9 protein-coding genes are annotated in these 22164 nt (G+C 71.9%); 1 reads left to right on the top strand and 8 read right to left on the bottom strand.

Annotation, left to right across the window (positions count from 1 at the left end; translation table 11 throughout):
- Positions 1-30: 30 nt before the first annotated feature.
- Positions 31-957: a phytanoyl-CoA dioxygenase family protein gene (locus ACFXGX_RS18935; protein ID WP_384792150.1), complete on the bottom strand. Its 927-nt coding sequence runs from the start codon at positions 955-957 to the stop codon at positions 31-33.
- 583 nt (positions 958-1540) lie between these two features.
- Here ACFXGX_RS18935 and ACFXGX_RS18930 point away from each other — a divergent pair.
- On the top strand, positions 1541-2932 hold the full coding sequence (locus ACFXGX_RS18930; RefSeq protein ID WP_384792146.1) for a PLP-dependent aminotransferase family protein: 1392 nt from the start codon (positions 1541-1543) through the stop codon (positions 2930-2932).
- An 80-nt stretch (positions 2933-3012) separates the two neighbouring features.
- Here ACFXGX_RS18930 and ACFXGX_RS18925 read toward each other — a convergent pair whose 3' ends face one another.
- From ACFXGX_RS18925 to ACFXGX_RS18895, 7 genes are all read right to left on the bottom strand, one after another.
- Complete coding sequence (locus ACFXGX_RS18925) at positions 3013-4245, bottom strand: cytochrome P450 (protein WP_384792143.1); 1233 nt, start codon at positions 4243-4245, stop codon at positions 3013-3015.
- A gap of 295 nt (positions 4246-4540) precedes the next feature.
- Positions 4541-5302, bottom strand: coding sequence for an ABC transporter permease (locus ACFXGX_RS18920; protein ID WP_384792141.1), 762 nt, complete (start codon positions 5300-5302; stop codon positions 4541-4543).
- Positions 5299-6273, bottom strand: a complete 975-nt coding sequence (locus ACFXGX_RS18915; protein WP_384792138.1) for an ATP-binding cassette domain-containing protein — start codon at positions 6271-6273, stop codon at positions 5299-5301. Before ACFXGX_RS18915 ends, ACFXGX_RS18920 begins: the two co-directional genes overlap by 4 nt.
- Before the next feature lie 229 nt (positions 6274-6502).
- Positions 6503-7237, bottom strand: coding sequence for a thioesterase II family protein (locus ACFXGX_RS18910; RefSeq protein ID WP_384792135.1), 735 nt, complete (start codon positions 7235-7237; stop codon positions 6503-6505).
- Between the two features lie 44 nt (positions 7238-7281).
- On the bottom strand, positions 7282-12267 hold the full coding sequence (locus ACFXGX_RS18905) for an amino acid adenylation domain-containing protein (RefSeq protein ID WP_384792132.1): 4986 nt from the start codon (positions 12265-12267) through the stop codon (positions 7282-7284).
- Positions 12264-20054 (bottom strand): amino acid adenylation domain-containing protein, encoded by a 7791-nt coding sequence (locus ACFXGX_RS18900; protein WP_384792128.1) that lies wholly within the window; start codon positions 20052-20054, stop codon positions 12264-12266. Before ACFXGX_RS18900 ends, ACFXGX_RS18905 begins: the two co-directional genes overlap by 4 nt.
- Positions 20055-20058: 4 nt before the next feature.
- A partial coding sequence (locus tag ACFXGX_RS18895; RefSeq protein ID WP_384792125.1) for an amino acid adenylation domain-containing protein occupies positions 20059-22164 on the bottom strand: 2106 nt, incomplete at its 5' end.

Below are 22164 nucleotides of genomic sequence, written 5' to 3'. Positions count from 1 at the left end.
GGGCGGCGGACCATCGGCCGGTGCGGACCGTCACCCCTTGGTGGTGCCCGCGCGCAGACGCTCGATCATGTGCCGGGTCGTCTCGATGGGGCTCTCCTCGGGCAGGTCCCGGGTACGCGCCGGCAGGGCCGCGTTGAGCTTGGCCACCGTGTCGTTCCAGTCCTCGTGGCCGGCGAAGGGGATCGTCTCGCCCTCCTGGTAGGCGGGGAAGGGACGGTAGTTGTTCAGGCCGGCCGCGTCGGTTCCGCGGACCAGCAGCGGGTCGAGGTAGATGCCCTCGCTGTGGATGCGCGTGGTCGTCGCGATGTAGCCGATGTCCAGACCGCAGCGCCGCTTGGCGGAGGTGTTCGCCTCCGAGTGGTGCAGCAGGTGGGGGTGGTGGATGGAGACGTCGCCCGGCTTGAGCTCGATGTCCACGACACCGGCCTTGTCGATCCACTCCCGCACGATGTCCTCGTCGGAGGCGGAGAACAGCATGTTGTCGGTGTCCGTGCGCAGCGAGGGCTTGTGCAGCGGCAGTTCGTGGCTGCCGGGGATCATGCGCAGGCAGCCGTTCTCCGTGCTGCTCTCGTCGACGGCGAGCCACACCGTCAGCGCCTCCATGGGGCTCAGCGTCCAGTAGGCGCCGTCCTGGTGCCACAGCACGGGCTGCCCGTTGTAGGGGGGCTTGCAGATGTAGTGGGCGGTGAAGCACCCGAGGTCGGGGCCGAGGAAGAACTCCGCGATGTCGACCAGGCGGGAGTCGGAGACCAGGCGTGCCCAGAAGGCGTCGTTGCGGATCAGGGGGTGGTGGAAGTGCTCGGGACGCAGGTCCGGGTACTTCTTGGTGAGCCAGTCGACGTGCGCGGCCGCCTCCTCCAGGAGCTCTTGGGGAATGACGTTGCGGATGATGGAGAAGCCCTGTTCGGCGTATTCCTTCGCCGCCTTCTCCAGCACGCCTTCGTCGAGTGTGGTCATGCGTCAACTCCTTCTCGGGTGTCAGGTGCCGCTCGCCGCGTGAAAAAGGGGTGCGAGGAGCCGTCTCGCGTACCGTTCGCCGGCTCCGTGAATGCGGCGCGGGCCGTGTGCGGGGGTCAATGGGAGGGTCGACGCGGCATCGCCTGATATGCGGCCGCTCATCGGCCGGGCGGACGGCCGCCGGCCCGGCTCGGGGCCCGGCCATTCGCCGGGTGACGCCGGCCGGTCGCGGCAGGAATACCCGTGCCTTCTCGCGGTTCGCCCAGCAGTTCCATACTCTCTCCGCCGCCCAAGAGGGTGTCAACGTCTCAAGGAGCTCAGGGCTTTCCCGAAAGCGCGCCCGCGTTTCGGGTATTGCGTGCCCGGCGGGTCCGGATGCCGATCCGCGCTGTCCCGCTGACGGGACAGGATGCACGAAATTCGCTGTGCCGGAAGGGCTCGGCAGCGGGAGTCGACTCTTCCTCCAGTCATGTTCTTTCACCGTTCGAGGGAAGCCACATATGTTCTTGAGAACCCCGACGAGGCGCCATTCAACCGACACCAGCTCAAGGCTGAGTTGTCCAGCGGATGAGGATGACGTGCTATGACCGAACAACCAGGGCCGATCCGGCTGAGTGTCACCGATTTGCACGCGTCGGTCGATGATCCCGCGCTCACGTCCATGACGCTGCTCAACGAACTCGCCGGAAGGTATCCGGAGGCGGTGTCGTTCTCCGCGGGCCGGCCGTTCGAAGGCTTCTACGATGTCGACGACCTCTCACGTCACCTGGGCACGTTCCGGGACCATCTGGAGCGCGAGAAGGGCCTTTCCGCGGAACAGGTGCGGCGCACGTTCTTCCAGTACGGCCGGACCAAAGGGTTCATCCACGAACTCATAGCGCGCCAGCTGGAGGTCGACGAGGGTCTGACGGTCGACCCGGAGAGCATCGTGGTGACCACCGGCTGCCAGGAGGCGATGGTGCTGCTGCTGCGCGCGCTCGTCCGCGACGGACGCGACGTCGTCCTGGCCGCGACCCCCAACTACGTCGGGTTCATCGGCGCGGCCCGGGTGGCCGGCGCGCGGCTGCGTTCCGTGCGGGAGCACGAGGGGGGCATCGACCTGGAGGACCTGGAGCGGCAGATACGGGCGGCTCGGCGCGAGGGCCTGCGGCCGCGCGCCTGTTACGTCGTCCCCGACTTCGCCAACCCCAGTGGCGCGAGCATGTCTTTGGCGGACCGGATCGCCCTGCTGGAGCTGGCGGCGCGGGAGGAGATCCTCGTCGTCGAGGACAACCCCTACTCCCTCTTCCGCGCCGGCGGGGCCCCGCTGCCGATGCTCAAGGCCCTGGACGAGCACCACCGGGTGATCCACCTCGGGTCGTTCGCCAAGTCCGCGTTCGCCGGCGCCCGCGTGGGCTACGTCATCGCCGACCAGCCCGTGACGGCGACGGGCGCCGCGCACGAGAAGCCGGTGCTGCTCGCCGACCATCTCGCCAAGCTGAAGAGCATGGTCACGCTCAACACCTCGACCGTCGCGCAGGCGGTGATCGGCGGATACCTCCTGGAGAACGGCTGCAGTCTCAAGCGTGCCACCGCCCGCGAGGCCGCGGTCTACCGCCGCAACCTGGCGGTCATGCTGGAGAGTCTGCGCCGCGTCTTCGCCCCCGTGCCGGGCGCCGGGCAGGACGTCACCTGGAATGCGCCCGAGGGCGGCATGTTCGTGGTCCTCACGCTGCCGTTCCGGGCGGACGACGCCATGCTCGAGTACTCGGCCTCCCGGTTCGGCGTGCTGTGGACCCCCATGGACCACTTCTACGGCGGCACGTCCGGGTTCCGCCAGGCCCGGCTCTCCTTCAGCGTGCTCACCCCCGAACAGATCGCCCTGGGCGTCGAACGGCTGGGCGGACTCGTCCAGGACCAGCGCGCACGGCACCTCGCCGGCCTCGCCCATGTCCGGGGCGGCCGCGGCCAGTTGCTGGAGCCGCAGAGCGCCTGAGCGGCGCGCCACGACACGGGGCGGCCCCCGGCACGCGATGCGTTGCGGGGGCCGCTCCTTGTGGTGTGCCGCTCAGGCGGTCACAGCCGTACGGGCAGTGTGTTGAGCAGCCGGGCGCCGCCGGGGGTGGCTTCGGTGTAGCGCAACTGGTCGCGGCCGACGGTGACTTCGAGGGTGTCGCGCTGCAGGAGCAGGTGGTCGAGGGCGATCTCGGCTTCGAGCTGGGCCAGCGCGGCGCCGGGGCAGTAGTGCGGGCCCGCCCCGTAGGAGAGGTGGCCCTGTCCGCGCTCCAGGACCCGCTCCACGTCGCACCGCTCGGGGTCGGCGAAGACCCGCGGGTCGTAGTTGGCCGACAGGTAGGAGCCCGTCAGGGCGTCGCCCTTGGAGACCGGGACGCCGGCGAACTCCATGTCCTCGGTGGCGTAGCGGGGTCCCGCGGTCGGGACGGGGTTCGCGATCCGCATCAGCTCGCCGATGGCGTGCGGCAGGGCTTCGGGCTTCGCGCGCAGCAGGGCGAGCTGGTCGGGGTTGTCGAAGAGGGTGAGGACCGCGTTGGGGATGAAGTGGGAGGTGGAGTGGTGGCCGTTGTTGATGACGGTGAGCACCACCGAGACGATCTCCTCCTCGCTGAGCCGGTCGCCGTCCTCGTCCCGCGCTGCCACCAGGGCGGAGACCATGTCCTGGGCGGGCTCGGCCCGGCGGCGCACGATGAGGTCCTTGACGTGGTCGACCATGGCCCGGCCGCTCGCGGCGATGTCGGCGTCGGGGGCGGTGTACTCGTTCATCCACTGGCGCACCTGCGGCTGGTCGGCCTTGTCGATGCCGATGAGCTCGCAGATGACCGTGCCGGTCAGCGGTGAGGAGTACTCCTCGATGAGGTCGCCGGAGCCCTTGAGGGCGAGGGCGTCGAGGAACTCCGCGGAGATCTCCTCGACGCGGGTCCGCAGGGCCTTCATGCGCCGGACGGTGAACGCCGGTGTCACCAGGCGGCGCTGGCGGGCGTGGTCCTTGCCGTCCTTGAGCATCATGTTGGCGGCGACGTAGGGCACGAACTCGTCGGGCAGGTCGAGGGCGGCGACCATCTGGTCCGCCACGCTGGGTCCCTGGTGGCCGGGGACGTTGCTGTAGTCCACGACCAGGCGCGGGTCGCTCAGCGCCGCCCTGACGTCTTCGTTCCGCGTGATCAGCCAGACCCGCGGGCCGCCGGGGAACCCGATCCGCACGAGCGGGGCCTCTTCCCGCAGGCGCGCGTAGGCGCAGACGGGGTTCTCCGTGAACTCGGGGTCGGTGAGGCTGACGATCGGCTCGGACATGGTTGCCGTCTCCTTTTGGGGTGTCGTCGATCGGGTGGCAGGCCCGGTGGTCACGTGGTGTGCTGCGGCAACGGCGCCGCCCCCGGCGAAGTGTTTCTCGCGGGAGCGGCCAGGTCGTGTCGGCGAAGTCGCGTCGTCCGTCCGAAGGGCGTGCCCGGCGTCGCGGGGCAGGCGAGACTCCTGGGGACATGGCCTCGGGCCCGTCCGGCCCTTCGCGTCGCCGCCGGGGCGGACGGGAAGGGCCGGACAGGCCGTCAGGGGCGAAAGCGGGCCGGTGGACGCCGGCCGGCCGGGGTCAGGCGCGCTTCTTGAAGGTGGACAGGGCCCACACGTAGCCGAGGACGGCGAAGCCGACGCACCAGGCGACGGCGGCGATCGCGTCGCCGTTGGAGACGTGGCCGGCCAGCAGTCCGCGCAGCGTCTCGATGATCGGGGTGAAGGGCTGGTACTCGGCGAACTGCTTCACGCCGGCGCCCATGGTGTCCGCGGGCACGAACGCGCTGCTGAGGAACGGCAGCATGATCAGTGGCACGGTGGCCAGGCCCGCCGACTCGGTGGTCTTGGCGGCCAGGCCCATGGCGACGGTGAGCCAGCTCGCGCCGACGGCGAGCAGGACGAACAGGCCGAGCACGCCGAGCCAGTCCAGGGCGCTCGCCGCGGGGTCGAAGCCCATCGCGAAGGCCACGCCGACGATGGCGGCGCAGGCCACCAGGCAGCGCACGGTGGTGACGACGACGTGTCCGGTGAGCATGGCGCCGCGGGAGACGTCCATGGTCTTGAACCGGTTGATGATGCCCTTGGTCATGTCGTCGTTGACGGCCGTCGCGGTGGCCCCGAGGCCGTAGCTGACGGCCATCACGAGCAGGCCCGGTGTCGCGTAGTCGATGTAGTGCTCGCCGACGCTGAAGGCGCCGCCGAACACCTTGACGAACATCAGCATGATGACGATCGGGAACAGGACCGCGTTGAACACCGTGGTGGGGTTGCGCAGGGTGTGCTTCACGTTGCGGCGCAACATGATGCTCGAGTCGGCGAACGCCGTCGCGACCGTGCTCATCGCGCGATCGCCTCCTTCTTCTCGCTCGTGTCCTGGGCGTCCTCGGCGTCCTTGGTGGTGTGCTCGGTCAGGTCGAGGAAGACGTCGTCGAGGTCCGGGGTGTGCACGGAGAATTCCTGTGCGTCGAGGGTGTGTTCGTCGAGGCGGTCCAGCAGGGCCCGCAGCGACCTGGACCGGCCGTCGCTGGGCACCCGCAGGATCAGCTCCTCCTCGTCCCGTGTGGAGTCGGCGAAGATCCGTGCGGCGGCGTCGAGCTGGAAGGCGTCGGTGAACCGCAGCTGTACGTGGGTGCCGGGGATCTGGCGCTTGAGCTCCTCGGCGGTGCCCTGGGCGACCAGGCGGCCCTGGTTGAGGACGGCGATGCGGTCGGCGAGCTGGTCGGCCTCCTCGAGGTACTGGGTGGTGAGGAAGATGGTGGTGCCCTCGGCCACCAGCTCGCGGACGATCCCCCACAGCGTGCGCCGGCTGCGCGGGTCGAGACCCGTCGTCGGCTCGTCGAGGAAGATGATCTGCGGGCTGCCGACGAGGGTCATCGCCAGGTCCAGCTTGCGGCGCATGCCGCCGGAGTAGGACGCCGCGTGCTTGTCCGCCGACTCTGCCAGGTCGAAACGCTCCAGCAGCCGGGTGACCAACGGGCCGCTGGAACGCACCCGCTTGAGGTCCGCCATCAGCTGCAGGTTCTCGCGGCCCGTCAGCAGGTCGTCCACCGCGGCGAACTGGCCGGTCACGCCGATGGCGGCGCGTACCTGCTTGGTCGCGCTCGCCACGTCGTGCCCGGCGACGTACGCGGTGCCGGCGTCGGCGGTGAGCAGCGTCGTGAGGACGTTCACCGTAGTCGTTTTGCCCGCTCCGTTCGGACCGAGCAGGGAGAAGACCGATCCCGCGGCGACTTCGAAGTCGATGCCGTCGAGCACGACCTTGTCGCCGTATGCCTTGCGCAGCCCTGTCACTGCGATAGCGGAACTCTTCATGCCTCCACTGTCGGGCCGGGTACCGGCATCGCCCTGTCATACCCCTGACACAGCCCTCGAGCCCTCCTCGACACCGCGGGGTGCCCGCCCCGGAAGCGGAATCCGGGGCGGAAAGGGGAACAGGGAGCGAGAGCGCACGGGCAAGGGCGCCCGCCGAAGCGGACGCCCTTGCCCCTCACCGCGGTGCGACGGCCGGCCGGAGCGCGCCGTCACCCGCGCCGTCATCGCGTCAGCGGTCCCGGGCGCACTCCGCCTCGATCACGTCCAGGATCTGCCTGCCCTGGTCGACCAGGTACATGTGGTCGCCCGGGAATTCGGTGTAGCGGAACGCGGCCGTGGTGGCGTCGCGCCACTGGCGGCCCTCCTCGGCGGTGACCAGTCCGTCGTCCTCGCCGCGCAGCGAGGTGATCGGCACCGGCACCGGGTCGTCGGTGCTGGGGACGTAGGCCTCGTGCATCTCGCAGTCGGCCTGCAGGGTGGGCAGGATCAGCTCCCGCATCTCCGGGTGGTCCAGGGCCTCGTGCCGGAACCCGGCGAACTCCTCGACCCGGGCGAGGAATTCGTCGCCCTGAAGTCCTGCCGCGCGGCGCTCGCGCTGGGTCCAGGGTCCCGGCGAGCCGCTGACGACCAGCCGTTCGACGTGCACGCCGCGCCCGGTCAGCAGGTGCACCAGCTCGTAGGCGAGCACCGCGCCCAGGCTGTGCCCGAACAGGACGGCCCGGCTGCCCTCGCCGAGGTCGGCGACGATGTCGTCGATCTCGGTCTTGGCCGCCTCGACGACGTTGCGGTACGGCTCGTCGAGGATCCGGCGTTCCCTGCCGGGCAGTTCGACCGAGGTCACCCGCCAGCGGCCGGCGGCCAGGTCCTGCCAGGGGTGGAAGAAGGAGGGGCCCGCTCCGGCGAACGGCACGCACAGCAGCGTGGTCCGCTCCCCCGTGTGGGCTGAAGTACGGGGTCCTGTCACCGCGGCCAACTCCTCTCGTCGGTTTCCCGTATCGTCCGGCCCGCTCACCGCTGCGCCAGCTTGCGGGCGATGACCCGCATGATCTGGCCCGCGGGCTTGGGCATGTGCAGGTCGTGGTGGGTGGCGTCCACGTCGTACTCCTCGATGGTGCCGAGGACGTGCCGGCGCCAGTCGGGGCCGTAGGAGGTCACTCCGTCGACCTTGTCCAGCCTGGCGTTGAAATACAGCACGTCGCCGCGGTAGACCGGCGACTCGAAGACGCCCATCTTCTGCAGGTTGTTGGCGCCCACCTGCGACATGGTGTCGAGGAAGGCGTCCATGTTGACGGTGTTCATGAACTTGCCGAAGACTTCCTCGATGTCGGCGCGGTAGAGCTCCTTGGTCCGGCCGGCGACCTCGCGGAAGCCGTTGTTCGTGGTGGAGTTGGCGGGCTGGGAGTCCAGGACGGCGATGAGGCCGACCTCCAGGCCGCGGCGGTCCATCGCCTCGGCGACGGCGTGCGCGATGGGGCCGCCGAAGGACCAGCCGATCAGGTAGTAGGGGCCCTGCGGCTGGACGGCGAGGATCTGCTCCAGGTAGTCCTCGACCATCTCCTCCACCGAACGGGCCATGGCCTCCTTGCCGTTGGAGCCGCGGGACTGCAGGGAGTAGGCCGGCCGGTCGGGCACGTGGGGCGCGAAGGTGAAGAACGCCCAGCCCAGGCCGCCGCCGCCGTGGAAGAACCACACCGGCTCCTTGCCGGTGCCGGGGTCCCGGTTCAGCGGCAGCACGACGTTGAAGGAGTCCTCGTGGTCGCCGGGGATGCCGCCGATGAGCAGCAGCGCGGCGAGTTCGGCCACGGTCGGGTACTGGATGATCGTCCGCAGCGGCATGTCGACGCCGAACCGCTTGCGGATGCGGGCGCTGAGCCGGGTGGCGAGCAGGGAGTGCCCGCCGAGCGCGAAGAAGTCGTCGTCGATGCCGACCCGTTCCAGCTTGAGCAGTTCGCTGAAGAAGGAGCACAGCGCCTCCTCGTGGGAGTTGCGGGGCTCGCCCTTGCTGACGGTGGTGGTGTGCTCGGCGGGCAGCGCGCCGCGGTCGATCTTGCCGGCCGGGTTGAGCGGGAGCCGTGACAGCGGCACCATCGCGGCCGGGACCATGTAGTCCGGCAGCCGCGCGCCCAGGTAGGCGGGCAGTTCTTCGAGCAGCGGGCCGATCGCCTTGGCCAGCGCGGGTGCGTTGGCGCGGATGTTGCCGGCCACCCCGCTGGGCACGAAGGCGCCGGTGACGGTCCGCCCCGGGGGCAGCAGGATCGCCTCGAAGCTGTGGGCGCTCTCGCCCGACCAGGTGAGCACGGCGTCCAGGTTCTGCCGGCGCGCGAGGGCCGTGATGTCCTGGGGGTCCAGCGGCCTGCCGGTGGGGGCGTCCTCGGCGACGACTCCGGCGAAGGTGGCCGCGGCGGCCTCCTCGGCCAGGCGCGCGTTGGGTATCCCGGTCACCCGCAGCGGGCCGGCCGCCCGCTGTGCCTGTGCGGCCAGTTCGGTGAGGTCGGACACCTCGCCGCCCCACGCGATCGCGGGCACCCCGCTCAGGTCGAGTGCGTGGGCGGGCTCGGTGTGCAGGACGACCTCGTAGCGGTGGCGGGTGAGCGCGTTGTGCGCCTGCCCGGCCTTGAGGCGGATGTCGGCGCCGAGGCCGTGCCGGCCGGCCCATTCGGCGAACCACTCGGGGGCGAGAAGCAGTTCCCGTTCGGCGAGCAGGGCCTGCTCCACGGCCGCCCGGATCTCCTCGTGGGAGGCGTAGGGCTGCTGGGCGCGCTGCTCCGCGGTCGCCAGGATCCGCTGGGTGGCGGCGTTGCGGACGTCGCCGACGATGATCCGGCCGCCGGGTGCGAGCAGTTCGAGGATCTGGGTGAGGACCTGGTCGAGGTGGGCGGCGCTGGGGAAGTACTGGACGACGGAGTCCAGGACGACGGTGTCGAAGGTGCCGCGGGGCAGGCCGGTGAGGTCGTCGGCGGCCTGGACGGCGAGGTGGACCCGCCCGTCGTGGCCGGCCGCCGCGGTCTGGGTGCGGAGCCGGTCGATCGCGGCGGCGGACAGGTCGGTGCCCCAGTACTCCTCGGCCTGGCCGGCGATCTTCGCAAGGAGCAGGCCGGAACCGGCGCCGATCTCCAGGATCCGGCGCGGCGCGTGCCGCAGCACCTGGGCGAGGGCCGCGTCCTGCCACTGGCGCAGCTGCTCGTGCGGGATCGGCTCGCCCGGGTAGATGTTCTTCCAGGGCTGGAAGTCCTCGCCCCAGGTCTCGTCGGCGGCGTCCGCGTGGGCGTCGTCGTGGAGTTGGCGCCACTCCTCCACCTGGGCGGCGTCATCGGCGACGGCGGCGTCGGGGTCGGGTTCGATGTAGGCGACCAGGCGCTGGTCGCCCTTCTGGTCCTCGCGGACCACGACGGCGGCCTGTGCGACCGAGGGGTGTCCGGACAGGACGTGGTCGATCTCGCCGAGTTCGATGCGGAAGCCGCGGACCTTGACCTGGGAGTCGGTGCGGCCGAGGTATTCGACCTGGCCGTCCTTGTTCCACTTCACCAGGTCGCCGGTGCGGTACATGCGGGCGCCGGCCGGGCCGAAGGGGCAGGCCACGAACCGCTCGGAGGTCAGTGCGCTCTGGCCGAGGTAGCCGCGGGCCAGGCAGGTGCCGGCGAGGTGGAGCTCGCCGGCGACGCCGGGGGCGACGGGGCGCAGCGCCGCGTCGAGGATGTAGACCTGGTTGTTCCAGATCGGGGTGCCGATCGGTACGCGGTCGGCTCCCGGGACGTGCTGCCAGCCGGTGACCTCGACGGTGGCCTCGGTGGGGCCGTAGAGGTTGTGGGCGGAGCAGTCGGGGAGCAGGTCGGTGAAGCGGTTGGCGAGGGCCGCGGGGAAGGCTTCGGCGGCGACCTCGATCCAGCGCAGGCTGGTGCAGTTCGCGGCGGCGGGTTCGGTGACGAAGGCGGAGAGCAGGGAGGGCACGAAGAACGCGGCGCTCACCTGCTCGCGCCGGATCAGGTCGGCGAGGTAGGCGGGGTCGCGGCGGCCCTCGGCGCTGGCCACCACGACACCGGCGCCCATCTGCAGGTTGGAGAACATCTCCGGCACGGAGGCGTCGAAGCTCGCCGAGGTGCTCATCAGCATCCGGTCCTCGACCGTGACGTGGAAGTGTTCCAGGCCCCATTCGATCCGGTTGGTGATCGAGCGGTGGGCCACGGGGACGCCCTTGGGGCCGCCGGTGGAGCCGGAGGTGAAGATGACGTAGGCGGCGTTGTCCGGGGACAGGGTGCGCTCGGGGTCGGACTCCGGGTACCCCGACACGTCCGGCAGGGTGTCCTCGAGGAGCAGCAGCGGGTCGGCGACGGCCAGGATGTGGCGTACGCGTTCGGCGGGCAGTTCGGTGTCCAGCGGTACGTAGGCGGCGCCGGCCTTGACCACGCCGTACACGGCCACCAGCAGGTCCACGGAGCGGGGGATCTTGACCGCGACGAGCTGTTCGGGGCCGGCGCCCTGTTCGATGAGCCAGTGCGCGAGGCGGTTGGCGCGGGCGTTGAACTCGGCGTAGGTCAGGGTCTCGTGCTCGCCGATGACCGCGACCGCGTCGGGGGTGCGGCGCACCTGTGCCTCGAAGGCGTCGGGCAGGGTGGTCGCGGCGACCGGGCGGGCGGTGTCGTTGATCTGCCGTACCAGGCGGTCGCGTTCGTCCTCGCCGAGCACGTCGATGGAGCCGATCGGCGCCTTGGGTGCGGCGGCGACCTGCTCCAGGACCCGTACGAACCGGTCGGCGAGGGCTTCCGCGGTGTCGCGGTCGAAGAGCTGGGTGGCGTACATGAGGTCGCCGCGCAGTGCGCCGGTGGTGTCGTAGGCCAGGCTGAAGAACAGGTCGGCCAGGGAGGTGTTGGTGAGGTACTGCTCGAACTCGACCTTGAGTCCGGGCAGTTCGAAGTCGGCCTTCTCGAAGCTCTGCCAGGCGAACATGACCTGGAACAGGGGCTGATAGGCGGTGGAGCGTTCGGGGTTGATCAGTTCGACCAGGGTCTCGAAGGGCACGTCCTGGTGCTCGTAGGCGGCCAGTGCCTTGTCGCGGACCTGCGGGAGCAGGTCGGTGAAGGAGGGGTTGCCGGAGAGGTCGACGCGCAGGACCTGGGTGTTGACGAACAGGCCGACCAGATCGGCCAGGCCCTCGTCGGTGCGTCCGGCGATCGGGTTGCCGATGGTGACGTCCTCGCCGCCGCTGAGCTTGCCCAGCAGGACCCCGAGCGCGGCCTGCACGACCATGGACATGGTCATGCCGCGTTCGTCGGCGAGGCGCTGCAGGGCGGCGGCCGCCTCGGGCCGCACCGCGAGGGGCAGGGAGTCGCCCTTGGAGTCGCGGGTGGCGGGCCGGGGGCGGTCAAGGGGCAGGCCGAGCGGCTGCGGGACCCCGGTCAGTTCCTTGCGCCAGTAGGTGGCCTGTGCCGCGGCCAGCGAGCCGGGGTCGGCGACGTCGCCGAGGAGTTCGCGCTGCCACAGCGCGTAGTCCTTGTAGGTCACGGCGAGCGGCTCGTAGAGAGGTGCTCGGCCGGCCAGGCGTGCGGTGTAGGCGGTGGTCAGGTCGCGGGCCAGGGGGCCGCCGGAGACGCCGTCGGAGGCGATGTGGTGGATGAGCAGGACCAGGACGTGTTCCTCGGGCGAGCAGCGGAACAGGCGTGCCTGGAAGGGGATGTCGGCCATCAGGTCGAAGCGGTGCGCGATGAACGCGTCGACCGCCTCGTCCAGTCCCGCGGGAGCCACCTCGACGAGCGGCACCTGGACGGGGGCCTGCGCGGCGGGCAGGATCCGCTGGTGGGGCTCGTCGTTGTCGTCCAGCACATAGGTGGTGCGCAGCGTCTCGTGGCGGGCGGCCACGTCGCCGATCGCGGCGACGAGGGCGGCCTGGTCCAGTGGCCCCTTGAGCCGGAAGGCCGGGGAGATGTTGTAGGTCTCCGCCCCGCCCTCGAGCTGGTGTGTGAGCCACATGCGGCGCTGCGCGAACGAAAGCGGAATCACGAGTTCTGCTCCTCTGGGATCATCCTGCGGAGAGCTGGGCGAAGGGGGACAGCCGATTCCTCCGACCATGCGGCGAGCGCCGCGACCGTCGGCAGGTCGAAGATCTTGCGGATGGGTATCTCCATCCCGATCTCGGCGCGGGCCCGGGTGATCAGCCGGGTGGCGAGCAGGGAGTGCCCGCCGAGTTCGAAGAAGCCGTCGTCGGCTCCGACCTTCTCCACGCCCAGGACCTCGGCGAACAGGCGGGCCAGCGCCTGTTCGCGGGGGGTGGCGGGCGCCCGGAAGGGGGTGGCGGAGGTGAGGTCGGGTGCGGGCAGGGCCTTGAGGTCGAGCTTGCCGTTGGGTGAGAGCGGCAGCCGCTCCAGCGCCACGTAGGCGGCGGGCACCATGTACTCGGGCAGCCGGTCGGCCAGGTGTTCCTGGATCCGGGCCGCGTCCGGCAGGCTCGCGCCGTCGGCGGGGACGAGGTAGGCGGCCAGGTAGGGGGTGGTGTCGCCGGGCTGCTGGGTGACGACGGCGGCCTGCGCGATGCCCGGATGGGTGGTCAGCGCGGCCTCGACCTCGGCGGGTTCCACGCGGTAGCCGCGGATCTTGACCTGGGTGTCGATGCGGCCCAGGTGCTGGAGCTGTCCGTCGGGGGTGAAGCGGGCCAGGTCGCCGGTGCGGTACATGCGCGAGCCGGCGGGTCCGTAGGGGTCGGGGACGAACCGGTCGGCGGTCAGGGCCGGCTGGCGGTGGTAGCCGCGGCCGGCCCCCGCCAGGTACAGCTCGCCCGGGGTGCCGGGGGGCAGCAGGCCCAGGCCGGGGCTGAGGATGTAGGCCCGCACGCCGGGGAAGGGCCGGCCGATGGGCACGCCGGTGGGGTAGGGCTCGTCCGCGTCGAGGAGGAAGCCGGTGGCGTAGAACGTCTCGCTGGGGCCGTAGCTGTTGATGACGCGGGCCTTGGGCCAGCGGGTGCGCACCCGTTCGGCGAGGTGCGGGGTCAGCACCTCCCCGGAGATGTTCAGGGCCGTGGGGTCGATGCGGTCGGCGAGCTGGTCGACGAGTTCGGCGAAGGCCGAGGGCACCGAGCAGATGACGTCGACGTCCCAGGCGTCGCGTTCGGCCAGCTCCAGTACGTCGCGGACGATCTCGGCGGTGCCGCCGGTGGTGAGGGCGGCGAACGTCTCGAAGGTGGCGACGTCGAAGCCGAAGGAGGCGGCGACCAGGACGCGCCGTCCGGCCTCGGCGCCGGCCTGCGCGACCAGCGTGTCCACGGCGTTCACGACGGTGGCCTGGGTGACGCCCACGCCCTTGGGCACGCCGGTGGAGCCGGAGGTGTAGATGACGTAGGCGAGGCTGTCCGGGCCGGCCTGCGGCCTTGCCGGGGCCCGCGGGGCGGGCGGGGCCTGGAGGTCGATGTCGTCGAGGAGGAGGACGGGGATGTCGGTGGCGGGGACGAGGGGGCGGGTGCCGGCGTCGGTCAGGACCAGGTGGGGCCGGGCGGTGGGCAGGACGTGCGGGAGGCGGGCGGCGGCGTAGGCGGGGTCGACGGGCAGATAGGCGCCGCCCGCCTTGAGCACGCCCAGCAGTGCCACGACCATGTTCACGGTGCGCGGCAGGACCACGCCGACCACGGTCTCCGGGCCCACGCCGTGCCGGGCCAGTTCGGTGGCGAGGGCCTCGGCGCGGGCGTCCAGTTCGGCGTACGTCAGCGACCGGCCCTGGGCGACCACGGCGACGGTGTCCGGGATCCGGGCCACCTGCGCCTGGACCAGTTCGGTGAGCGTGACGTGGCGGGCCCGGGCGGCGTCCTCGTCGAAGCGGGCCAGCATCCGCTCGCGTTCGCCCTCTTCGAGCGCGTCGATCTGCGCCACCTTCAGCGCGGGGTCGGCCGCGAGCCGGCGCAGGAAGCGCACCAGGCGGGCCGCGTACGTCTGGACGGTGTCCCGGTCGAAGACGCCCGGCGCGTACTGGATGACGAGCTGCAGGTGCGGGTCGGCGGCCGCCGTCAGGCACAGCGCGTAGTGGTTGCCGGCGAAGGGGCGCAGGCCGGTGAAGGTGATGCCGTCGGCGGCGTCGCTGGCGTCCTCCAGGCCCTCCCGGTCGACCGGGTAGGACTCGAAGACGACCAGGGTGTCGAACAGGGACCGTACCCCGGCCGACTTCTGGATCTCGGCGAGCCCGTGGTGGTGGTGCTCGGCCAGGGCGGCCTGGCGGCGCTGGAGCGTGTGCAGGACCTCGCCGACGCTGTCGCCGGGTGCGTGGGTGACGCGTACGGGAAGGGTGTTGATGAACATGCCGACCATCGACTCCACGTCCGTCACCGCGGGCGGGCGCCCGGAGACGGTCGCGCCGAACACGACGTCCTGGCGGCCGGTGAGCTGGCCGATCAGCAGGGCCCAGGCGCCCTGCACCAGGGTGTTGACGGTGATGCCCAGCGCGGAGGCGCGGCGCACGAGTTCGTGGGCCTCCTCGGCCGTCAGCTCGGCCTCGACCTGGTCGCGGACGCCGTCGTCGGTGTCCGCGGAGTCGGGGGCGAGCAGGGCAGGCTCGTCGATCCCCTCGAGTTCGGCCGCCCATGCCCGTGCCGCCTCCTTCGGGTCCTGGCGGGTGAGCCAGGACAGGAAGGCGCCGTAGTCGCGGGGGGCGGGCAGGGCGGAGGCGTCGCCGTCGGCGGCGTACAGCAGGAGCAGGTCCTGCATCAGCAGCGGGGTGGACCAGCCGTCGTAGAGGGCGTGGTGGGCGGTCAGGACGAGTTCGGGCCGCTCGGGGTCCAGGACGGCGAGTGCCAGGCGCAGCAGCGGCGGGGTGCCGGCGTCGAAGTAGGCCTTCTGGTCGTGGGTGAGGAACTCCTCGAACCTCGCCTCGCGTTCGCTCTCGTCGAGGGCGGTCAGGTCGAGGTGCTGCCAGGGCAGCGTCACCGTCCTGGGGATCACCTGGACGAGGTCGCCGTCGGCGCGGTCGACGAACGCGGCGCGCAGGACGGGGTGGCGGTCCAGGAGTGCCTGTCCGGCGCGGTGCATCCGTTCGGGGTCGACCGTGCCGGACAGGTGGAACACGAGCTGGATGTGGTACGGGTCGAAGGAGGCGCCGGCGAGTCTGGCCTGGAAGAGGATCCCGGACTGGGCGGGGGTCGCCGGCCAGATGGTGGCGAGCTTGCCGAGGCGGGCCTCCCAGGCGTCGATCTCCGCCTGGCCCACGGTGGCCAGGGGTGCGTCGCTGGGGGTGAGTCCGCCGGCGTCGGGACCGGTGGCGTGGCGGGCCAGCGCGGTCAGGGCCTGGAGCCACAGGGCGGCCAGTTCGGTGACGTCCTCGCGGGACAGGACGCCGGTGGGGAAGCCGAAGTAGGCGCTCAGTTCGTCGCCGTCGCCGGTGTCGGTGGCCACCGCGTTGATCTCCAGCGCGGACAGGACCGGCATGTCCGCGTCCGGTGCGGCGATCAGGTCGCGGTGGGTGGTGTCGGGTGCCCAGCCGAGACCGCGCAGTTCCTCGGGGATGTCCGCGCCGGAGGCCTTGCCGAGGTAGTTGAAGCCGATCTGCGGGCGGCGCAGGCGGGCCAGTGCGGGTGCGGTCCTGGCGTTGAGGTGGCGCAGCAGGCCGTAGCCCATGCCGTGGTCGGGGACGGCCCGGAGCTGTTCCTTGACGGCCTTGACGGCCCGGCCGGCGGCGGGGCCGCCGGCGAACGCGTCGGCCAGGTCGAGGCCGGCGAGGTCGAGGCCGACCGGGTACATGGCGGTGAACCAGCCGATGGTGGAGGACAGGTCGGCGCCGGGCACGAGGTGGTCCTCGCGGCCGTGGCCCTCGAGCCGGACCAGCGTGGCGGCGGCGGGCAGGCCCCGGGTGCGGCGCCAGCGGGCCAGGGCCAGGGCGAGGCCTGCGAGCAGGCCGTCGTCGACGCCGCCGCCGAAGACGGCGGGCACGGTGTTCAGGAGGGTGGCGGTGACGTCGGCCGGGAGCTGGACGCGGACGGTGTCCACGGTGGAGGTGACATCGCGGGCGGGGTCCAGGGGGCGGGCGCCGAGTACCGGTTCGTCACCGGCGAGGACGTCCTGCCACCACGGCAGTTCGGCGATGCGCTCGTCGGTCGCGGCCTGTTCGGCGAGGGCGTGGGTCCATCGTCGCAGTGAGGTGCCCGCGGGGGCCGGCCGGGGTTCGAGGCCGGCCTTGACCTGCTGCCAGGCGGCGACCAGGTCGGGCAGCAGGATCCGCCAGGACACCCCGTCGACGACCAGGTGGTGCAGCACGATCAGCAGCCGGTCGGCCTGGGCGTCGGAGGTGAACCGTACGAACTGGGCCATCACGCCCGCGTCCGGGTCCAGGCGGTCGGCGGCCGCGTCCAGCTCGGCCTGCACCCGCGCGGGGTCGTAGGGGACCTCGTGGATCAGTGCGGCGGCCTCCACGCTGCCCGCCTCCCGCATGCGCAGGCCCTTCTCGGCCCGGTCCAGGTGGGAGCGCAGTACGTCGTGCCGGTCCAGGACGGCCTGCAGGGTCGCGGCGAGGCCGGCGCGGTCGATGTCCTGGGGCAGGGTGAGCAGCGCGGACATGCAGAACCGGCCGATGGGGCCGCCGAGTGCGAGGACGTGGGCGGCGGTGGGCGGCAGCGGGGCCCAGCCCACGCCGGCGCCCGGCAGTTCGGCCAGCGTCACGCGTTCTTCCTCGCCCCGGTCCTCGACCAGTTCCGCGAGCCGGGCGACGGTGCGGTGCTCGAAGATCTCCCGGGTGGTGACGAGGACGCCGCGGGTCTTGGCGCGGGCGACGACCTGGATGGAGCGGATGCTGTCGCCGCCGCCGGTGAAGAAGTCGTCGTCGACGCCGATCTGTCCGGCGCCCAGCACATCGGCGTACACCTCGGCCAGGACCCGCTCGGCCTCGGTGCGCGGCGCGCGGTACTCGGCGCCGGTGAACTGCGGCTCGGGCAGGGCGGCCCGGTCGAGCTTGCCGTTCGCGGTCAGCGGCAGCCGCTCCAGGACCATGAGCTGGGCGGGCACCATGTAGTCGGGCAGCCGCCTGGCCGCGAACCGGCGCAGGTCGGCCACCGACACGCCGGCGTTGATGTCCGCGTCGCCGCCCGCGGTGGCGGCGCCGTTCTGTGCCACATAGCCGACGAGGCGCCGGGTGCCGGTGTGGTCCGCGCACACAGTCACGACGGCCCGGGCGACGGCGGGGTGCTGGAGGAGGACGGTCTCGATCTCGGTCGGCTCGATGCGGATGCCGTTGACCTTGACCTGGTCGTCCGCGCGGCCGGCGTACCGGAGCCGGCCCTGGGCGTCCCACCGGGCCAGGTCGCCGGTGCGGTACATGCGGGTGCCGGGCGGGCCGAAGGGGCAGGCGACGAAGCGTTCGGCGGTGGCCCTCGCGCCCCGGTGGTAGCCGCGGGCGACCGGGCCGGCGACGTACAGCTCGCCGGTCACGCCCTGCGGGGCCGGGGCGAGTTCGGGTCCAAGGACGTGGGCGCGCATGTTGGCCAGCGGGGTGCCCACCGGTACCGCGCCGAGGTCGCCGCCCTGCTCCGGGACGGTGAAGGTGGAGGTGTAGAAGCTCTCCGTCTGGCCGTAGGCGTTGATGACGCGGGTGCCGGGCAGGACGCGGCGCACCGTGCGGACCAGGTCCGCGGAGAGCGCCTCACCGGCGAAGATCACCGTTTCGACGTCGAGGCGGGTGCCGGTGGCGCCGTCGGCGGCGATCTGGTCGAGCAGGGCGGAGAACACGGTGGGCACGGCGCTGATCGTGCTGCCCGACCAGCTTCCGCGTTCGGCGAGTTCGAGGACGTCACGGACGATCTCGACGCTCGCGCCGCAGGTCAGCGCGGTGAAGATCTCGAACACGGAGACGTCGAAGTTGACCGAGGTCGCGGCCAGCATCCGGGAGCCCGCCGTGACGTGGGTGCGCCGGGCCAGGTCCTGTACGCCGTTGACGACGGCGGCGTGGGTGACGCAGACGCCCTTGGGGGTGCCGGTCGACCCGGAGGTGAACATCACGTAGGCGAGGTGGTCCGGGCGCACGCCGGCGTCCCGTGCCTCGGCGGCGGGCTCGTCGGGGCCCGGGTCGTCGAGGTGCAGGTCGTCGAGGAGCAGGAGGTGCCGTGTGTCCGTGGCGAGGGCGGCGGCGGTGGCGTGGTCGCTCACCACCAGCGCCGGGTCGGCGGTGGTGAGCAGCAGGCCGAGGCGTGCGGCCGGGTAGCCCGGGTCGATGGGCAGGTAGGCGCCGCCGGCCTTGAGGACGGCCAGCAGGGCGACGACCAGGTCCGCGGAGCGGGGCAGGGCCACGGCGACCAGGACGTCCGGCCCGACCCCGTGGCTCCGCAGCACGGCGGCCAGCCGTCCGGCGCGTTCCTCCAGTTCGCGGTACGACAGTTCGCTCTCACCGCAGAGGACCGCGGTCGCCTGCGGGGTCCGTGCCGCCTGGGCGGTGACCCGTTCCACCACCGTCGTGCCCTCGACGGGCGCGGCCGTGTCGTTCAGCGCGGTCAGCGTCTGCTGTTCGGCCGTGGTGAGGACCTCCACCCGGCCGAGGCGGGTGGCGGGGTCGGTGACGACCTGGCGCAGCACGCGGACGTAGCGGTCGACGAGGCTCTGGGCGGTGGAGTGGTCGAACAGTTCGGTGGCGTACTCCAGTCGTCCGTAGGCGCGGCCCGAGGGGTCGGGGACGATGTTGAAGAACAGGTCGAACTTCGCGGTGTCGGTGCCCAGCGGGAGGGGGGTGACCTTCAGGCCGGGCACCTGGAGCGGGGACCAGGCGAACTGCCAGGCCAGCATCACCTGGAACAAGGGCTGGTAGGCGGTGGTGCGGTCGGGGTTGAGGAGTTCCACCAGGTGCTCGAAGGGGACGTCCTGGTGGTCGTAGGCGCCGAGCGCCCGGTCGCGGACCTGGTCCAGCAGCTCGCCGAAGGTCGGGTTGCGGGAGAGGTCGACGCGCAGCACCCAGGTGTTGGCGAAGAACCCGATCAGGTCCTCGAGCTGCTCGTCGGGGCGTCCTTCGATGGGGCTGCCGATGGTGAGGTCGTTGCCGGCGCCGAGGTGGTGCAGCAGCACCGCGAGCGCGGCCTGGGCGACCATGGGCGCGGTGGCGCCGTGCCGGGCGGCCAGGCGGCCGATCCCGGCGACGACGTCGGGTTCCAGTTCGAGGTCGACATGGCCGCCGCGGTGGGACGCCGATGTCGGGCGCGGCCGGTCCAGGGGAAGCTGCACCGGCTGCGGCACCCCGGCCAACTCTGCGCGCCAGTAGTCGAGTTGTTCGAAGGCGACGCTGTCGGGGTCGTCGTCCTCGCCCAGCATCCGCCGCTGCCAGAGGGTGTAGTCCTTGTACTGCACGGCCAGGGGCTGCCAGTCGGGTGCCCGGCCGCGGCCGCGGGCGGCGTAGGCGTCCAGCAGGTCCCGCAGGAACGGGGCCATCGACGCGCCGTCCGCGGCGACGTGGTGGAAGACGAACACCAGCACGTGCTCGTGGGCCGAGAGGCGGAAGACGCGGGTGCGCAGCGGCAGGTCCGTGTCGAGTTCGAAGCCTTCGCCCACGAAGTGCCGCATCGCCTCGTCCACCGCGTCGGCGGTCACGTCGAGGACCGAGAAGGCGAGGTCGGCCTCGCCGGGGGGCAGGATGCGCTGCTCCGGTGTGCCGTCCTGCCTCTCGACGAGCAGGGTGCGCAGGCTCTCGTGCCGGGTGGCGACGTCTCTGACCGCCGCGGCCAGGGCGGCGGTGTCCAGCGGCCCCTCCAGGCGCAGCACGAAGGGGATGTTGTACGTCGCGGACGGCCCTTCCAGTCGGTGCAGGAACCACAGCCGGCGCTGGGCGAAGGACAACGGGATCATCGAGCTACTCCTCAACGTTCATCTGTCGGAGCTGGAGGCGGTTCGACCTGCCCGACTTCTCGATCCGGGCCGCCAGTTCGGCGACGGTGGGGCTGCGGAAGACGGTCGTGACCTTCACGTCGACGCCGAGCTCGTTGCGTATGCGGCCGACCAGCCGGGTGGCCAGCAGCGAATGCCCGCCGTTGTCGAAGAAGTCGACGTCGATGCCGACCTCGTCCGCGCCGAGCAGTTCGGCGAACAGCCGGCACAGGACTTCCTCGTTGTGGTTGCGCGGTCCCCGCCCGGTGGCGGTCTCGGCGCGGTCCGGGGCGGGCAGGGCGCCCCGGTCGAGTTTCCCGCTGGGTGTCTGGGGCAGCCCGTCCAGCGGTACGAGCGCGGTGGGCACCATGTACTCCGGCAGCCGCTCCTTGGCCAGGGCGGTCAGGGCCGCCACGTCCAGGGCGTCCGTCCGGATGCCGGGGGCGGGTACCAGGTAGGCGACCAGGCGCTGGTCGCCGGGGCGGTCCTCGCGCACCAGGGCCACCGCGCTGTCGACGTCCGGGTGCGCGGCCAGGGCCTGTTCGATCTCGCCGAGTTCGATGCGGAAGCCGCGGACCTTGACCTGGAAGTCGGAGCGGCCGATGTACTCGACCTGGCCGTCCTGGCTCCAGCGCACGACGTCGCCGGTGCGGTACATGCGGGCGCCGGGCGGGCCGAAGGGGCAGGCCACGAAGCGGCCCGCGGTCAGGCCGCTCTGGCCGAGGTAGCCGCGGGCGAGCTGGTCGCCGGCGAGGTACAGCTCGCCGGTGACTCCTGCCGCGACCGGGCGCAGGGCCGCGTCCAGGACGTAGACCTGGGTGTTCCACACCGGTGTGCCGATCGGCAGCCGGCCGCTGCCGGGTACGTACCGGTGGGCGGTGACCTCGACGGCGGCCTCGGTGGGGCCGTAGAGGTTGTTGGCGGTGCAGTTCGGCAGCAGTTCGGTGAACCGCTGGGCCAGCGCGGGCGGGAACGCCTCGCCGGCGACCTCGATCCAGCGCAGGCCGGTGCAGTCCTTGGCGGCGGGTTCGGCGACGAACGCCTCCAGCAGGGAGGGCACGAAGTCGGCGCCGGTGACGTGTTCGCGGCGTATCAGGTCCGCCAGGTAGGCGGGGTCGCGGCGGCCGTCGGGGCGGGCGATGACGACGGCGGCGCCGGCCTGCAGGGGGGCGAACAGCTCCGGTACCGAGACGTCGAAGCTGGCCGTGGTGCTCAGCAGTACCCGGTCCTCGGGCGTGACGTCGAAGTGGGCGAGTCCCCATTTGAGCCGGTTCATGATGGCCCGGTGGGCCACGGGGACGCCCTTGGGGCCGCCGGTGGAGCCGGAGGTGAAGATGGCGTAGGCGGCGTTGTCCGGCGACAGGGTGCGTTCGGGGTTCGTGTCGGGGCGGGCGGAGACGTCCGGGAGGGTCTCGTCGAGGACCAGCAGCGGGCGTGCGCTGTCCAGGACGTGCTGCACCCGGTCCTGGGGCAGTTCGGTGTCGATGGGCACGTAGGCGGCGCCGGCCTTGACGACGGCGTAGATCGCCACCATCAGGTCCACCGAGCGGGGGATCTTGACGGCGACGAGCTGTTCGGGGCCGGCGCCCTGTTCGGTCAGCCAGTGCGCGAGGCGGTTGGCGCGGGCGTTGAACTCGGCGTAGGTCAGCCGCTCGTCCTCGCCGATCAGGGCGAGGCGGTCGGGGTCGCGGGCCACCTGGGCCTCGAACGCGGCGGGCAGGGTGTCCGGGGCGAGGGGGTGGGCGGTGTCGTTGACCTGCCGCACCAGCAGGTCGCGTTCCTCCTCGCCCAGCACCTCCACGGCGCCGACCGGCACCGAGGGGTCCTTGAGCACCTGCTCCAGCACGCGGACGAGCCGGGCGGCGATGGCCTGGGCCGTCCGGTGGTCGTAGAGGTTCTTCTGGTAGTCGAGGGACAGGCGCAGGTAGGGGTCGGAGGAGTTGAGGGTGAGGGGGTAGTGGGAGCCCGCGAACGGGCGGATGGCGTCGATCGTGAAGCCCGCGGAGGTGTTCGCCTCGACGATGCCCTCGCGGTCGACGGGGTAGTTCTCGAACACCACGATCGTGTCGAACAGGGCGGGCAGGCCGGTGCC

Source organism: Streptomyces sp. NPDC059371 (genome assembly GCF_042751995.1).
Classification (GTDB): Bacteria; Actinomycetota; Actinomycetes; order Streptomycetales; family Streptomycetaceae; genus Streptomyces.
This window is presented reverse-complemented; position numbering and strand designations above follow the sequence as displayed.

Excerpts from the sequence above, each read along its gene's own strand:
- ACFXGX_RS18935 (WP_384792150.1), bottom strand. The coding sequence starts at position 957 with ATGACCACACTCGACGAAGGCGTGCTGGAGAAGGCGGCGAAGGAATAC.
- ACFXGX_RS18930 (WP_384792146.1), top strand. The coding sequence starts at position 1,541 with ATGACCGAACAACCAGGGCCGATCCGGCTGAGTGTCACCGATTTGCAC.
- ACFXGX_RS18925 (WP_384792143.1), bottom strand. The coding sequence starts at position 4,245 with ATGTCCGAGCCGATCGTCAGCCTCACCGACCCCGAGTTCACGGAGAAC.
- ACFXGX_RS18915 (WP_384792138.1), bottom strand. The coding sequence starts at position 6,273 with ATGAAGAGTTCCGCTATCGCAGTGACAGGGCTGCGCAAGGCATACGGC.
- ACFXGX_RS18920 (WP_384792141.1), bottom strand. The coding sequence starts at position 5,302 with ATGAGCACGGTCGCGACGGCGTTCGCCGACTCGAGCATCATGTTGCGC.
- ACFXGX_RS18900 (WP_384792128.1), bottom strand. The coding sequence starts at position 20,054 with ATGATCCCGTTGTCCTTCGCCCAGCGCCGGCTGTGGTTCCTGCACCGA.